Genomic DNA, 17,141 nt, shown 5'->3' with positions numbered 1-17,141 from the left:
CAAGTAATGAATAACAATTTTATGAAGATTAACCTCTTTGTTCTTGGTGCTGCTCTGGCGATAGGTTTAAGTCTCACCTCATGTGCTCAAGATGACATGTTAGAGAAGAACAAGACAGAAGAAAAGGAACATAAGAATGAACACTTAACCTCTTTTACTGGTGGTGCAGTAATGACACGTACTTCTATCACTTATCCAAAAGTTTTCAAATGGACATCTGGTGATAAGATATGGGTAGAAGATGACAATGGCGTATGGCAGCAGAGTACAAATACGATTGAAGGCGGTCCTGAAACGTTTACCCCTATCCAAGAGAAGGAGTCATTCACCTTCCAAGTACCAGGACAGTATAAGAAGAAGAGTAGTTATAGGGTGCTTTATCTCGGAAAGGAAGGCACTGATAAGAAAATAAAATTTGCTTCTACACAGCAGCAAATGAAGCCTAATAGTGGTTTAGACGTTGGCAAATATGGCGATTGGGGTATGGCTACTACTTCAAAGACAGCTGATGGTAACTTTAAGTTCACTCTTCAGCACAAGGCTGCTATACTTTGCTTTATGCCTTTCAATGGTAAGACAGAATTAAGTTCGACACGTATCAGTAAGATAGAGTTGACTTCTGATGGGAATATTGCAGGTACTTATACCCTGAATACGACAACCAATCAGTTGGAAGATGACGCTGTTAGCAAGACAATCACCCTAAAATCAAACTCACTTGGTGGTGGTCTCCTTTCTCCAAGCCAGTATAGAGATGGGTTCCCTTTAAGCAAGACTACAGCGGATATGGCTACTAATGGCTCGTTTGTCGTTATAAAGCCAGGCGCACACAAACTCACGGCTAAGTTTTATTTGGAGGACACCGGAACAGGAACCAAGGGTGTAGTAACAAAGGATTATGGTACTTTTACCTATAAGGAGAATATCACTTACAACATGAAAGTGGATATGGAAATTCCAAACTTCGACCAGAATTACTATATGTGGGATGCTAAGCAGAACTATTGGTATCCACATCAGACGGGTGGAACAGCCCCTATCTGGCAGCCTTGGAAGAATGGTTCAACTTCTGTAGGAACTGTTAATGGTCCAGAATCATATAATGAGAACTACCCAAAGAGTGGTGATGTAGATCGTTATTGTAATACTTCATTCCCTGGAGATGGTGTTAGGAATGATGCGCAAACAGAACTATTTAAGAAGTTACCAAATGCTAACGAGATGGCATGGTATGTAGTTAAGGGCGACCCACATGGCGATAGGAATCAATTATTCTCTTTCTTAGGTCATCTTTATAAGGGTGGTATGTGGATTCTGAAAAGGCAATATATCGCCGACATGAACAAGGAAACAGCACCAAGCGAATTGGCTCCTGTAACTGATTTACGTGTCGCAGAAAGTGGAGAATATGCACAGAATAATAATATCCCAGACACACCTCCTGCAAAGGCAGACCTTCATAAGTATTTCTTCTTGCCTGAGTTAGGATGGTATGAGAGGGGAATCTGTTTGAATATTGGCTATAATGGTTTTTATTGGAGTTCAAGTGCTTTTGCGAAGAATAGTGTTGATGGAAATAATACCAAGTATGCCTTCAACTTATTCTTTAGACGGAATAATACGTTTGGATATACAATCTATGTAGAATCAAGTAACCGAGAGTTGGGCTTCAAGGCTGTACCATTTGAATAAAACGTTTGTTTCTTCATCGCAAGACGATGTTTGAGATGATAATAAATAAGACAGAAAAGGTTGGACTAACCATTGGTAGTTCAACCTTTTCTGCTTTTTGTACCATATGATAGGAGTTGTATCTCCTAATGGCAAGACGCCCTTCTCATATCGAGAAGGGCGTTTTCTCACTTCAATGAAAGGCTCTTCTCACCATCAAGAAACGCCCTCTTTAAATCGAGAAGAGCACTCCTTCACTCAATCCATACGCATTTCAAGCCTTACTATCTGTACTTTTTTGTAACTTTGCAGGCACAACGCACAAGCGATGAAGATACAAGACATACAAAAGATATATGCTACCTTGCCACAGGCGGGAGCGATAATGAAGGTGCAAGAAGACCAACAAGTGAGAGCCATCTTCTTGCAAGGACTAGTGGCATCAGCCGCTCCAATGCTCTTTGCAGCTATAGCCGAACGATGGCAGAAAACGGTCGTCATCGTACTTAATGATAGCGAAGAAGCTGGCTATTTCTATAATGATTTGAAGACAATCGTCATGCCTGAAGATAGCAAAGATAGCACGGCTGAAGTGCTCTTCTTCCCCTCGTCCTATCGTCGTGCAGTCAAGTATGGGCAGAGGGATGCGGGGAATGAAATCCTGCGCACGGAGGTACTCACACGCTTATCGGCATTGGCTACGGAGAAAGGGACGGCTAACGGGCATCCAATCTACATTGTCACAGATCCTTCAGCATTATCAGAACTGGTTGTCTCAAAGCGGCAGTTGGACGAACGACACCTATCGCTCTCTGTCAATCAGCACATTGATATCGTTGAGGTAGAGAAGACCTTGCGCTCATTCGGCTTCACGGAAACCGATTATGTGTATGAGCCTGGACAATTTGCTGTGCGTGGCAGTATCATTGATGTTTATTCCTACTCTGGTGAACTGCCCTATCGTATCGACTTCTTTGGCGATGACATAGAGACGATTCGCACTTTTGAAGTAGAGAGCCAGTTATCAAGTAAGAAGTTAGAACACATAGAGGTCGTACCCGAACTGGCTACTTTATCAGAAGAGAAAGTGCCGTTCCTTCACTTCTTACCAGCTGATAGTTTCCTTGCGTTCAAAGACTTCCTTTATGTGCGTGATGCTATCGAAAACATTTATAAAGAGGGCTTCACAGCACAGGCGTTAACGGCACAGAGGGAGGGAAAGACAGAGGTGGAACAGCACGAACTGGAGCAGGCGTTCCGTAAAGAAGGGCAACTCATCACGGCATCGCACTTTATGAATGAGGCTCTAAACTATCGTCGCATAGAGTTCGGAGTGCCCCATTCTATCAGTGAGACTGCCAAGAAAGCGGATGGTCAGCACGTAACGATTCAATTCAATACGACCGCTCAACCGCTATTTCATAAGAACTTCGATCTGCTGTCAAAGACGCTCCGTGACTATCTTCTACAGGGTTACAAACTATACATCTTTGCGGATAGTGAGAAGCAAACAATACGCCTCAAAGATATATTCGAATCGTTATCTAACTCAGATATGGCACCCGATTCGGAGAATTTGTCAGTCGTTGAAGCTACTACCAATAGCCAAGGTGAAACCAAAGTTAGAGCTTTGCCTTTCACTCCCGTTAATCGAACAATACACGAGGGATTCGTTGATAATACCTTAAAAGTATGTTTCTTCACAGATCATCAGATATTCGATAGATTCCATAAGTATAACCTCAAGTCAGATAAAGCACGTCAGGGCAAGATGGCACTGACGATGAAAGAACTGCAAGAGATGGAACCTGGCGACTTTCTTGTGCATGTTGACTTTGGTATCGGTAAGTTTGCTGGACTCGTCAGAGTGCCTACAGGCGATTCATATCAGGAAGTGATCCGACTCGTTTATCAGCATAATGACATCGTGGATGTGTCTATTCATTCCCTTTATAAGATTAGTAAGTATCGCAGAGGCAATTCCGGTGAACCTCCATTGTTATCTGTCTTGGGCTCTGGAGCATGGGATAGATTGAAGGAGAGAGCGAAGAAACGAATCAAAGATCTTGCTCGTGACCTTATCAAACTATATGCTAAACGCCGCAGAGAAAAGGGTTTCGCTTTCTCGCCCGACTCGTTTATGCAACATGAATTGGAGGCTTCGTTCTTATATGAAGATACGCCCGACCAGCTAAAGGCAACGCAGGAACTGAAGCAGGATATGGAGAGTGCGCGCCCTATGGATCGACTGGTTTGTGGCGATGTGGGCTTTGGTAAGACCGAAGTAGCTATACGTGCTGCCTTCAAAGCTGCTGTAGATAACAAGCAAGTGGCGGTATTAGTACCTACCACAGTATTGGCTTTTCAGCATTATCAAACATTCAAGAAGCGACTGAAGGATATGCCTGTTCGGGTGGATTACCTATCTCGTGCCCGCAGTGCAAAGCAAACGAAGCAGGTTATAGAAGACCTTGCAGAAGGGAAGATAAACATCCTTGTGGGTACGCATAAACTGATTGGTAAGACTGTAAAGTGGCATGACTTAGGATTGCTTATCATTGATGAGGAACAGAAGTTCGGAGTAACTACAAAGGAGAAGTTACGCCAGTTGAAGACGAATGTAGATACGCTCACTATGTCGGCAACACCTATTCCACGAACGTTGCAGTTCTCTTTGATGGGCGCACGTGACATGAGTATCATGCGCACACCACCCCCCAATAGATATCCAATTCAGACCGAGATCGCCTCGTTCTCACATGAGGTAATAGCCGATGCGATTAACTTCGAGATGAGTCGCAATGGTCAGGTCTACTTCGTGAATGACCGCGTTGGTAATCTTCCAGAGATAGCCAATCTTATTAAGAAGTATGTCCCTGACTGCCGTGTGGCAATAGGACATGGGCAGATGAAGCCTGAGGAACTAGAAAAAATCATCATGGGATTCATGAACTACGACTATGATGTGTTGCTCTCGACCACTATTGTGGAGAATGGAATCGATATTTCTAACGCGAACACCATTATCATTAATGAGGCTCATCGGTTCGGATTGTCTGACTTGCATCAGATGCGTGGTCGTGTGGGACGCTCTAATAAAAAGGCTTTCTGCTATCTTCTCGCTCCACCATTGGCTGCGCTTAACTCTGAGGCACGCCGTCGTTTGGAGGCATTGGAGACTTTCTCCGACTTAGGGAGCGGTTTTAATCTGGCTATGCAGGACCTTGATATTCGTGGTGCGGGTAATCTGCTGGGCTCGGAACAGAGTGGCTTTATGGAGGATCTGGGCTATGAAACCTATCAAAAGATACTTAGTCAGGCAGTCACCGAACTAAAGAATGACGAGTTCCAAGACCTTTATGCGGAGGAAATGAACGAAGGGAAGCAGATAACGGGAGATGACTTTATAGATGATTGTGCCGTTGAAAGCGACTTAGAGATGTACTTCCCCGATAACTATGTGCCCGGTAGTTCGGAGCGAATGTTGCTTTATCGCGAATTAGATAACATTGAGAAAGATGAGGACTTGGAGGCTTATCGCCAACGTCTGATAGACCGCTTTGGTCCTGTTCCACGTCAAGGTGAGGAGTTAATGCAGGTTGTTGCGCTACGACGCATAGGCAAGCGATTGGGTTGTGAGAAGATTATTCTCAAGCAACAGCGTATGCAGATGCAGTTTGTCTCCAATACCAACAGCATATACTATCAAAGTGCAGCCTTTGGTAAAGTACTTAACTACATCGGTTATCATCCCCGTCAGTGTAACTTGAAAGAGAAGAATGGCAAGCGATCTATGGTAGTTAGCGATGTGAAGAGCGTTGAGCTGGCTGTGAAAGTATTAAGAGAAATAGACCAAGAGAATAATGACTTCTCTACCAAACAGAAACACTAAGTTCACTTCGCAGATTCATCCAATGGCGAAAGTCCGACCTCTTTCCGCCATTGGTTGACCATCTTTTCATTAAGTAAAGGACATAGTCCATTGCCATTTCTCTGTGTTCCGTATTTCTGAGGACGCCCTTCTCTTACATCTATCCTATCATGTAGAGCAGCAACTAAAGCAGCTTGAATGTTCCCTTCTGTCGTAGCTCTCTCCAACATAGGTAGATATTCTTTCTGTACATCCAAGGGCGCATGCTGAATGATTATCCATGCTGCCTCACAAGCAGAAGTGCCTACTTCTGTCTTTTTAGGGAAGCCGTGTTCTTTCAATATTTGCCTTATCTCGACTTGGTTGAGAGAGTCAATACTATCAGCACGAAGCCTTAACGCTATATCACGTTGTGTCTCCTCATGGTGCAACTGTCGGCTCAATATCCATTGTGTCCTATAAGCTTGGTCACGTTCAAGCATCTCTTCTAAATGGTTCTTCAGTGATAAATCATAGTTATAGATAACTGCTCGCTTATCAAACTCATCTTCATAAGAAGGCACAGTGGCAGAGTCTGGCATCTGATAGTAATCCTTTTCCATTCTTATACGGTGCTTATCAAACTTATAAGCAGCCTCATCTTTATCAACCATACGTAATTTATAAGCAACACTTGATAACTTGGAAGGAAAGATGTAACGATCATCTGCGAATGCTTCTGTATATACACGGATGGCATCATCATAACGCCCTTGCTCATAAAGAGAGTCAGCATGGAAGATAAGATGCCAATAATCATCCTGTGAGGAAGGTGTCTTGATATCTGAAGACATTAATTTAGGAGTGCTGTTAGAAAGGTTGAATCGTTTTAGAGTTGAGTTCTTCATATCTTCTAAAATAGAGCCAACTAACTCTAAATGCTTCAATCGTGTGACATCCCATTGATAAAGTCCATAAGAAGAATAGGACTTGTTCTTGCTCTGAAGAATATAAACTATACCTTTCGTCTTACCATCTATCAATATCCTATCCACGCATATTACTCGGTGCTTCTTTTTTATTATGAAGAGATTACGCCATACAATATTGGGCTGCTGTGCTTGTTTCGGTTCATTAAAGAAAGTACGATAAACAAATAATGCACCGTCATCCCTTATTTCATAGTCAGGCTCTGCTGTAATAATACCATTGTTGGCGAAGCTCCAGCTGTTACTATTGGTGGGTTTAAGAGAGTCTAATTGAAAAGGGACATCTCGCCTTATTTCATTCTGCATACGTTGCTCTTCTGTAAGTTTAGCAGAACCACATGCAAATAGTAAAGATGACAGGACGATTGTCAGGATAACTTTGTTCATAAAAGAGTGTATTAGTTTTTGCAAATATATCAATTAATTCTATCTCATGCAAGTAAGCCAGTATAAAACCAAAGGAAAAACTTGCAAAAGTCATAAATCATGCTTAAATTTGCGAACATTAGAAAATCAATAAATAAAGAAATATGATTAAGAAATATGTAGAAGAGAACAAAGACAGAATGCTCGAGGAGTTATTCAGTCTGATACGCATACCTAGCGTGAGTGCACAAACAGCTCATAAGGAAGACATGGTGCGCTGTGCAGAACGTTGGAAGGAACTTTTGTTACAAGCAGGAGTTGACAAGGCTGAGGTGATGCCATCGAAGGGCAACCCTATGGTATATGCAGAGAGAATGGTTGACCCAAAGGCTAAGACCGTATTAGTTTATGGACATTATGATGTAATGCCTGCCGAACCTTTCGAGCTTTGGAAGACGGAGCCTTTCGAGCCAGTAATCAAAGATGGACACATTTGGGCACGTGGTGCTGATGATGATAAAGGGCAATCGTTCATGCAAGCAAAGGCTTTTGAGTATCTGAACAAGCATGATTTACTGAAGCATAATATGAAGTTTATCTTCGAAGGTGAGGAGGAAATCGGCTCAGGAAGTCTTACTCCTTTCATCGAAGAGCATAAGGATTTGCTAGCTTGTGACGTGATTCTTGTTTCTGATACAGGTATTATCAGCCCTGATGTACCATCTATCACAACTGGTTTGCGTGGCTTGTCCTATTGGCAGATAGAGGTTACAGGTCCTGATCACGATTTACATTCTGGTACGTTCGGGGGTGCTGTGGCTAATCCAATCAATGTATTGTGTAAGTTGATAGCTGACGTTACCGGTCCTGATGGTAAGATACGTATTCCAGGCTTCTATGATGACGTTGAGGAGGCTTCGGATGAGGAGCGTAAACTCGTCGCATCTATTCCTTTTAACGAAGAAGAATATAAGAAATCTATCGGAGTAAAGGCTCTATTCGGTGAAGAAGGATATAGTACTATCGAGCGCACAGGCTATCGTCCATCGTTCGATGTATGTGGAATCTGGGGTGGATATACTGGCGATGGTGCCAAGACGGTTATTCCTTCAAAGGCATACGCAAAGATTTCTTCACGTTTAGTACCTCATCAAGACCATAATAAGATTAGCCAATTAGTGGTAGATTACTTCAATCGCGTTGCTCCAGATACCGTTACGGTGAAGGTTGAGAAGCATCATGGTGGCTATGGGTACGTTTGTCCTATTGATTTCCCAGCTTATAAGGCAGCAGAACGTGGCTTTGAAGCGGTATTCGGAAAGCGTCCATTGCCTGTTCGTATTGGTGGTTCTATTCCTATTATCTCAACATTCGAGAAGTTACTCGGTGCTAAGAGCGTCCTGATGGGCTTCGGTTTGGAGTCAAATGCTATTCACTCTCCAAACGAGAATATGCCTGTCGACCTCTGGTTGAAGGGTATTGAAACCATTATCAACTTCCATCTCGAATACGATAAGGAAGCATAACGAAGGCTAGAAAGAGATCATAAAGGTAGGGATAAACGAATCGTTTGATCTAAGGGAAGCATACTTTCAGACGGACGATTGTATATCCCTACCTTTACTCTGCAATAATAAAAAGGAGTAAATGTTTGGCATTATCACAAACAATCACTACCTTTGCACGACTATCGTATGGGCTTGTTTGGATTTGACGGCAAGACGGAATGGTACGTAAGCACGCGGAGCGTCGTTAGTTTGCTCCTTAATATCAGCTATCAAACAATTAATTGGCGAAAACAATTACGCTCTCGCTGCCTAACCGAAGTACAGTAGGTTACTGGCTTTATCCGACTATTAGATAGTTGGACGAGACATCGCTCCGAGGATGTTGTTCCGAATCTAGAGAGTAAGCGATGCAGGTTCAATCGGAAATAGTCAGTGTATGCCTCGATGCACTGATGAAGATTTAGAGGATAAGATGTTGGTTGGTGGTCCAGGTCTTGCCAACATACGAAAACCGAAGGCTGGAATAAACGTGTAGAAAGCGTATGGTTTCCTTGTGCGGACGTGGGTTCGACTCCCACCAGGTCCACATTTTCTTCTTAGAAGAGAAGTTTCTTATAGGAAAGTAATACAGAGTAGGGGATTCATATACAATGAATCCCCTACTTTTTTATTATCCCTTGATAGGTATTCTACAAATATCGTCAATTAGGAAGTGTCCTACCTTCTACGTGTATAGGTTCTTAGAACAAGCCTAAACATATTATTTTGAAGCTTTGGAGAGTCTCACTGAAATAAATATACCTACTTATTTCTTAATCGTATCTTGCTTTGCCACCTTCGCTTCAGCCTCTTGTGCCTCTTTGTTAGCCTCTAAAGCACTCTTCTTTCGGTGATATTGCATGACTTTCTTACCAAAGAGAGCAGCCATAGAATCAGCTGATAAATAACGCATAGAGCCAGAATCAAAGCCAACAGAGTCTTGTGGTATTCGATGTCCTTGCTCATCCAATGTATCTTTATAGATATACAGTTTACCATTAAAAATATGCCAACTTGTATAAACCGTTACTTTTGGGTATTCTACAGGACTCTCATCTTCCAAAGAGTTGGACTTCATGATATATCCCACGGGGGAGGCTTGATTATAACTCTTGAGTGTGAATCCATATTCTCGAGGAATGAAGAGTGCTTTCTTCAAAGAATCGCTCATCCCTGCAAGAATTTCGTCTTCTGTCTTTGTCGGATTTGGTTTCAACTTAGGAAGAACCTGAAAAGTCCAAGTCCCCTTCATCTGTTCTAGATCGATAACCATTGCAGCCTCGTATGGATCAATCGGATTAGGGAGAATCGCCAGTTTGTCTCCTATCTGGATATCCCCATATACCATATTATTTCGCTTAGCCGTGACAATATCAAACTTTATAGGGTCTCCACCCTCATCAGGTAGGAATACGATAACAGAATCAGAGCATCCATCACATGCCAATCCATACCGAGTACTATCACCTTTCAGGCTAGTTTCAATGTCTATAGCCCCATGATCACCTGTTGAACTTTGGTTATAACATGCCGTAAGTAGCAACAAAGAAAGGCTTAAAAGAGGGAAAAAGAAATTCTTCATGTACGTTGTTTTTATGCTGCAAAGATAGTCAATTATTGCAAAAAATATTGTCTGTCAGTTGATTTTTGGAATTTTTTATCTAATTTTGCAAGTCGAGATTGCAGTTTGCAATCACCTTCATTTAGATAGCAATAAAATAAGATATGGGAAAGAAAATACAGTTCAGTCTCATTTATCGAGACATGTGGCAGAGCTCTGGTAAGTTCCAGCCACGTAAAGATCAGTTAGTGCGCATCGCACCTGTCTTCATTGAGATGGGTTGTTTCGCACGTGTAGAAACCAACGGTGGTGCTTTTGAACAAGTAAATTTACTGGCTGGTGAGAATCCAAACGAGTCGGTACGTGCCTATACGAAGATTCTGCATGAAGCTGGTATCAAGACACACATGCTTGATCGTGGCTTGAATGCTTTACGTATGTATCCTGTTCCTGATGATGTTCGTGCGATGATGTATCGTGTAAAGCATGCTCAGGGTGTAGATATTACTCGTCTTTTCGATGGTTTAAATGATATTCGTAACATTGCTCCAGCATTGAAATGGGCAAAGGAAGCTGGTATGACTCCACAGGGAACACTCTGTATCACCACCTCTCCTGTTCATACTATTGAGTACTACTGCAAATTAGCTGATGAAGAAATTGCAGCTGGTGCTGAGGAACTATGCTTGAAGGATATGGCTGGTATTGGTCAGCCTGCTTTCTTAGGAGAACTCACTCGCCGTATTAAGGAGAAGCACCCAGATGTCTTACTAGAGTATCATGGTCACTCAGGTCCTGGTCTCTCAATGGCATCTATGTTGGAGGTTGCAAAGAATGGTATTGACATCCTCGATGTTGCTATAGAGCCATTGTCATGGGGTAAAGTTCACCCAGATGTTATCTCTGTACAAAGTATGTTGAAGAATGCAGGCTTTGATGTTCCAGAGATTAATATGGATGCTTATATGAAGGCGCGTGCCATGACTCAGGAGTTTATTGATGAATGGTTGGGTTACTTCATTAATCCACAGAATAAGATCATGAGTTCATTGCTCCTTAGCTGTGGTTTACCTGGTGGTATGATGGGTTCAATGATGGCAGATCTCGGTGGTATTCGCTCTACTATTAATAACCTTCGTAAGAAGAAGGGCGAGGAAGAACTCTCTGTTGACGACATGCTTATCAAGTTGTTCGATGAGGTTGCTTATGTTTGGCCTCGTGTAGGATATCCTCCATTGGTAACTCCATTCTCACAATATACAAAGAACATCGCATTGATGAACCTCCTCACTCTTGAGCAGGGTAAGGGTCGCTTCGTTATGATGGACGATTCTATGTGGGGTATGATCCTCGGAAAGAGCGGTCGTGTACCAGGTGAGATTTGTCAAGAGTTGAAAGACCTAGCTAAGCAGAAGGGACTTGAGTTCACAGATGCAGACCCACATACATTGTTGAAGAATAATCTTGAGGATTTCCGCAAGGAAATGGACGAGAATGGTTGGGATTATGGTCAGGATGAGGAGGAACTCTTCGAATTGGCTATGCACCCAGAGCAGTATCGCAACTACAAGAGTGGACAGGCTAAGAAGAACTTCTTGGCTGATCTTCAAGCTGCTAAGGATGCTAAGCTCGGCGCAAAGGTTAGCCCAGAAGAGGCTGCAGCCTTTAAGCATGCAAAGGCAGATGCACTTGTTGCTCCTGTCAAAGGTCAGTTGTTCTGGGAGTTCCAGGGCGATGGCGAGGCTGCTCCAGCTGTAGAACCATTCATTGGTAAGGAGTATAAAGAGGGCGATGCTTTCTGCTATATCCAGGCTCCTTGGGGCGAGTTCGTCACTGTTCCAGCTGCACTCGGTGGTAAGTTGGTTGAGATCAACGCTAAGCAAGGTGCTAAGGTGAACAAGGGCGATGTTATTGCTTACATTGAGCGTGAGCATGCTGAATAAGTAAAACGCATTAAAAAAATATTAAGTCACGGTCTATTGCTATTGAGTAAGACCGTGACTTTTTCGTTTATGATTATGGATTATCTTTCAATCATCAATAAGTTTTACCCAACCGACAATGAGCTTCGTCACATCCTCCTAGTTCATGGTCGCAGTGTGGCTGATAAGGCATTAGCAATAGCGGCTCACCATCCAGAATTAAAGCTCGATTGTGCGTTCTTAGAGGAGGCTGCTATGCTGCATGATATCGGTATTTTCAAGTGCGATGCGGCTGGCATTCAGTGTTTCGGAACCGAACCTTACATCTGTCACGGGCGTATCGGAGCAGAGTTATTAAGGTCGGAAGGCTTCCCACGTCATGCTCGTGTTTGCGAACGACATACGGGTGCTGGGATTACAAAAGCGCAGATTATAGCGCAAAACCTCCCTCTTCCGCAGCAAGATTTCCTACCCGAAACGATGGAAGAAAAGGTGATTTGTTATGCCGATAAGTTCTTTTCTAAGACGCACCTTGATCGAGAGAAGACGATTGAACAGGCGGAAAAGAGCCTATCAAAGTTCGGTGATGAGGGGGGTCTCCGCTTCCGTGAGTGGGAAAAGTGCTTCGATTAGATAGTTTTTTCGGCTGTTTCCGAATCTTTCCTATTATCTTTTTAGATGATTCGTATAGACGAATTAATTAAGAAGATATTTTACATTCTAAATTTCCTAATTAGCTCTTTCTAGAAACGAATATTGGTTTTTGGAGTCACTAAATACCCATAAACTCAGAACAATAGTACTTTTTTATGAAAAAGTACTATCGTTTTTGGTGAAAAGTAGTATCGTTTTTGCTAAAAAGTACTATCGTTTTTTACGGAAATAACCATCGTTTTGGGCTAAAATATGCTCCAATTTCATTAAAATCTATCTGCTTTCTTCTCATAATAGGATAGCATTATTTGTAACAGCTTGGTTATTAGTTTGTTAGAAGAACAAGACTTATTGCTCTCAAAAATCGAATATTTCGAGCAAAGTAAGTAGGCTTTCCAGAATATCGCAGTAATAACCTATCAAATTGGCTATATTCTTTTACAAAACAAGTGGGTGTCTTCTGCTTCTGTTCATTGTATATGCTATAGAAAAACAACTATCGTATTTCAGTGAAAGAAGCTATTATTTAGTTTATTCTTATGTGCCTTTATGGAAAATGCTTACCTTTGTATTGCTATTAGAACAAATCAAAACGATATGAAAAAACATCTTTTTTGGCTTGGTGTGCTGGCATTTTCGGCATCTCTACACGTCACAGCACAATCGTTCAAACAGCAGATTAGTGCTCATCCAGAACTTTCTGCCAACAATTACCTAGCTTATCCGACTCCTTCTGGTAAGCTGACACCTGCTCCGTCAGGCTATTTTCCTGTGTATCTCTCGCATTATGGTCGACATGGATCGCGCTATCTCATTCATGCGCAGCAATATCTTCGACCGATTGAAGTGCTTGAGCGGGCTGATTCTGCTGGGGTTTTGACGAATGAGGGGGAAGATGTCTTGAAGAAACTACGCCTCATGTATGCTGAATCCTATAAGCGGTGGGGTGAATTGACACCTCTGGGAGCACAGCAACATCAGCAGATTGCGAGAAGAATGTACGAACGTTTCCCATCTGTTTTCCGTGATTCGGTGTGGATAGATGCTAAGTCTACGGATGTTATCCGCTGTATTCTGTCCATGGAAAACGAACTGCAAGAGCTGATTCGACATAATCCTCGCTTGCGCATTAGGCATGATGCGAGTGCACATGATATGTATTTTATGAATCAATCAGACAAAAAATTGTCTCACCAAAGGGATAGTAGTGCTGTAAAGAATACGATTGATGAGTGGGGCAAACGCAATATTGACACAAAACCTTTGATGGCTCGCCTCTTTAAGGATAAGGAATATGTGACAAAGAAGGTGGATGCGGGGCAACTCTCATTTGATCTTTTCAGTTTGGCTAGTATTGTTCAGAACTCGGAAATACGCCATTCGCTTTCATTGTACAATCTCTTTACCCCAGAAGAATTATACCGTCTTTGGGAACGTAGTAATGCTTGGTGGTATTTGCGATATGCTAGTGCACCACAGAGCGGAGGTAATCAACCTTTTTCACAGCGCAATCTCTTGCGTAAGATTATCACTGATGCCGATTCTTGTTTGGCACTTCCTCATCCCGGTGCGACACTTCGTTTCGGACATGATACGATGGTGATGCCGTTGACCTGTCTGCTTAATCTGAATAATAGTGACATCAGAGTATCGGATATAGATAGTCTTGACCTGAAAGGTTGGAGTTCTACACGCATTGTACCTATGGCTGCTAACATTCAATTCGTATTCTATAAAAATCCGAGGAAGCCTAAGGCAGAAACGCTTGTGAAGGTTTTACTCAATGAAGAGGAAGCTACGCTACCATTGCCGAAGACTTCTGCACCTTATTACTATAAATGGAGCGACTTTAAGAAGTTTTATCTTTCAAAACTAGGTAGCTATCATGAATAAGCGACTATACCCCTGGTTGTTATCATAGCAATGCTCACTTCCTTTTAGCAAGACGCCTTTCTCAAATGGAGAAAGGCGTCTTGTTGTTTGTATGCTTTGCAGTCGTCTCAGTACCAATCAAATGACAAAAAAATTAGTACGTATGGATCCATAAGACTTGGAGAGGTTCTCAATTCAACGTGAGAATCTTCGCCAAATTGCTCTCTTCGCCAACAATCCATAGTACATCATCAGCCTGTAAACAGCGGGAAGGAGTGATGAGGGTTAGGTTATCTTGCCCTTCATCGACACCAACAACCATGCAGTTATACTTGTCTCGAATGCCACTCTCTTTGAGGGTTTTGCCAATGAAAGGGCTAGATTCGGATAAGGTGACACGGCGAAGCTTCATTTCTCGCTTCTCTATCTCGGTGTCTTCGGGCTGCTGTTCAGACTTGATGGCTCTTGATAGTGCCGTTAACTGTTCATCATTTCCAATGGCTTGAAGCGTGTCACCAGGGAAGAGGATCGTTTCGCCATTAGGGATGTTGAGGCGTAGCGAGCCACGAAGAATACTACTGATATGCACGCCAAAGCGATTGCGGAGGCGCAAACTTCGTAATGTCTTACCAGCCCATAGCGAGTTTTCTGGTAGGTTGAAGTTACTGATATGAATATCACGATCAATGAGATGGTCGGCAAAGAGCGGCTTCTTCTTGCCCTTTACCTGTGCTTCTATGTCCCTACTTCGTAGATTCTGTATGAAGAGACGTTCTAATTTGATACTCCTTTCCTTCAGTCGCCTTGATAGCAACATGAGGATGAGCGCACCGATAGCGATGGCAATAATAAACGCATGCTGGAATCGTGTGAGATAGTTGCAGACGTAGAAGATGAAACTGATAGCAATGACGACACGTGCAAGAATGGTTGCAATGAGTGGCAATCGGTTGATTCGCCTATCCATCCATAGTGCTTTGAAGGCTTCAGAATGGTTCTGCTTCATCACTATGGAACGCAAGAAAGGAGAGATGAAAGCAATGGTTAATAATCCGCAAACAGCATTACCAGCCCAATGCGTGCCTGTCCATTCAACAGAGAACTTCCTACAGATTGGTAATACAAGAGAGAACATAATGGCTATAACGGCAGCCGAGAGAATACCATAGATAACCGTGTCCGTCAGCATCTTCTTGATGAGTTCATGCCATTGATTATGCCCAGTTGTATTCTCATCAGGAGTTTCCGTTTGGATGTGATTGATACGACGTACCCACTTCTTCGGCAGGTGTTTTATGATGAAGTTATAACTTGGTTCGGCTGCACGTATCATATAAGGCGTGAGGAAGGTGGTAATAACCGATACAGCAACAACTACTGGGTAGAGGTGGTCACTGATAACACGCAGGGATAGTCCTAAAGAGGCAATGATAAAGGCAAACTCACCAATTTGTGCCATGGAGAAACCACAACGCATTGCATTCTTCAGCGATTGACCGCCGAGCAGGAAGCCTATTGTTCCGAAGATGGCTTGCCCCAAGAGGATGGTCAGAACGAGTAAGAGGATGGGAATGGCATAGCTGATGAGGATATGTGGGTCGACCAACATTCCAACTGATACGAAGAAGATAGCACCAAAGAGGTTCTTGACAGGGTCGACGAGTCGAATGATTTTATCTGCTTCGATAGTCTCTGCCAAGATACTTCCCATAACGAATGCACCAAAAGCGGCACTGAATCCAACCTGTGTGGATATAACTGCCATGAGGCAACATAAGCCCAATGACACAACAAGGAGGGTCTCGCTATTAAGGAGTTTGCGTGTGGAACGAAGGAAGAGAGGTATTGCGAAGAGTCCGATAACAAACCATAATACAAGGAAGAACCCTATCTTGGCTATGCTACCGAAGAGTTGCGCACCATTAAGGTTGGTGCCACTGGCTATCGTACTAAGCATTACCATCATCACAATGGCAAGGATGTCTTCAAGGATGAGAACACTCATCACCGTGGGTACGAAACCTTGCTGTGTGAGTCCCATATCGTTGAGTGCCTTATATATAATGGTAGTGGAGCTGATAGCAAGCATTCCGCCAAGGAAGATGCAGTCCATCTCTTTCCATCCAAAGCTATATCCCACGACGATACCTAAGGTTGTCATACAGAGGATAATGGTACTGGCTGCTATGATGGGGGATGCTCCCATCTTGAGTATCTTCTTTATGGAGAAGTCTAAACCCAATGCAAATAATAGGAAGATAACACCTATGTCTGCCCATGTGTGTATGTTTGCCTTATCGACAACGCTCATCAGATAAGGCATGTGAGGCGATACCAAGAATCCAGCAACAATGTATCCCAGTACTAAGGGTTGCTTTAGTTTCTTGAATAATAGTGTTACAAAGCCTGCTACAACAAGTATCAGTGCAAGGTCTTTGACGAGTGATGGTAGTTCTGCCATATATGTTTTACCCACCTCCAGCTCCTCCCCAAGGGAGGAGGGCTTGATATGTGGTGTTGATAGTTGTTAATACTTTTACCCACCTCCAGCTCCTCCCCAAGGGAGGAGAGCTTGATATGTGAGGTTGGTTGGCGTTAATACTTACATTACTATGGTATGGGGGTGCTTGTCTGTGGCTATCCTTCAATCTTCTATCAGTGGAAGGAATGTGAGAAACAGGAGTGTACTTGTTCTCGTTATTGAGCATA

The 17,141-nt window shown here is 42.9% G+C and carries 9 protein-coding genes and 1 other RNA gene; 7 read left to right on the top strand and 3 right to left on the bottom strand.

Annotated features, from left to right (window positions below):
• Positions 1–6 precede the first annotated feature (6 nt).
• Positions 7–1,692 (top strand): hypothetical protein, encoded by a 1,686-nt coding sequence (locus F0475_RS04055; protein ID WP_155715540.1) that lies wholly within the window; start codon positions 7–9, stop codon positions 1,690–1,692.
• Between the two features lie 307 nt (positions 1,693–1,999).
• Positions 2,000–5,563, top strand: a complete 3,564-nt coding sequence (mfd, locus tag F0475_RS04050) for a transcription-repair coupling factor (RefSeq protein WP_155715539.1) — start codon at positions 2,000–2,002, stop codon at positions 5,561–5,563.
• A 2-nt stretch (positions 5,564–5,565) separates the two neighbouring features.
• Here mfd and F0475_RS04045 read toward each other — a convergent pair whose 3' ends face one another.
• A complete protein-coding gene (locus tag F0475_RS04045) occupies positions 5,566–6,897 on the bottom strand; it encodes a DUF6624 domain-containing protein (RefSeq protein ID WP_155715538.1) in 1,332 nt (443 codons plus the stop codon).
• A 143-nt stretch (positions 6,898–7,040) separates the two neighbouring features.
• Between F0475_RS04045 and F0475_RS04040 the strand changes: the two genes are divergently transcribed.
• Positions 7,041–8,402, top strand: a complete 1,362-nt coding sequence (locus F0475_RS04040; protein ID WP_155715537.1) for a dipeptidase — start codon at positions 7,041–7,043, stop codon at positions 8,400–8,402.
• 170 nt (positions 8,403–8,572) lie between these two features.
• Positions 8,573–8,973, top strand: a transfer-messenger RNA (tmRNA) gene (gene ssrA, locus F0475_RS04035).
• Positions 8,974–9,189: 216 nt separating this feature from the next.
• Here the strand turns inward: ssrA and F0475_RS04030 are convergent.
• Complete coding sequence (locus tag F0475_RS04030; RefSeq protein WP_155715535.1) at positions 9,190–10,005, bottom strand: hypothetical protein; 816 nt, start codon at positions 10,003–10,005, stop codon at positions 9,190–9,192.
• A gap of 143 nt (positions 10,006–10,148) precedes the next feature.
• On the opposite strand from F0475_RS04030, the gene F0475_RS04025 reads away from it, so the two are divergent.
• The 3 genes from F0475_RS04025 to F0475_RS04015 all read left to right on the top strand — a co-directional run bounded on the left by F0475_RS04025 (position 10,149) and on the right by F0475_RS04015 (position 14,453).
• Complete coding sequence (locus F0475_RS04025) at positions 10,149–11,927, top strand: biotin/lipoyl-binding protein (protein ID WP_155715533.1); 1,779 nt, start codon at positions 10,149–10,151, stop codon at positions 11,925–11,927.
• A gap of 75 nt (positions 11,928–12,002) precedes the next feature.
• Positions 12,003–12,539 carry an HDIG domain-containing metalloprotein gene (locus F0475_RS04020; RefSeq protein ID WP_155715531.1) on the top strand — a complete coding sequence of 179 codons (537 nt, stop codon included), beginning with the start codon at positions 12,003–12,005 and terminating at the stop codon, positions 12,537–12,539.
• A gap of 618 nt (positions 12,540–13,157) precedes the next feature.
• A complete protein-coding gene (locus F0475_RS04015; protein WP_155715529.1) occupies positions 13,158–14,453 on the top strand; it encodes a histidine-type phosphatase in 1,296 nt (431 codons plus the stop codon).
• Between the two features lie 169 nt (positions 14,454–14,622).
• Here the strand turns inward: F0475_RS04015 and F0475_RS04010 are convergent, their stop codons facing one another.
• Positions 14,623–16,893 carry a cation:proton antiporter gene (locus F0475_RS04010; RefSeq protein WP_155715528.1) on the bottom strand — a complete coding sequence of 757 codons (2,271 nt, stop codon included), beginning with the start codon at positions 16,891–16,893 and terminating at the stop codon, positions 14,623–14,625.
• Between the last annotated feature and the right edge of the window lie 248 nt (positions 16,894–17,141).

The sequence above is a fragment of the Prevotella vespertina genome (assembly GCF_009728485.1).
Classification (GTDB): Bacteria; Bacteroidota; Bacteroidia; order Bacteroidales; family Bacteroidaceae; genus Prevotella; species Prevotella vespertina.
The sequence above is the reverse complement of the archived record's forward strand: the minus strand, read 5'-3'. Positions and strand labels throughout refer to the sequence as shown.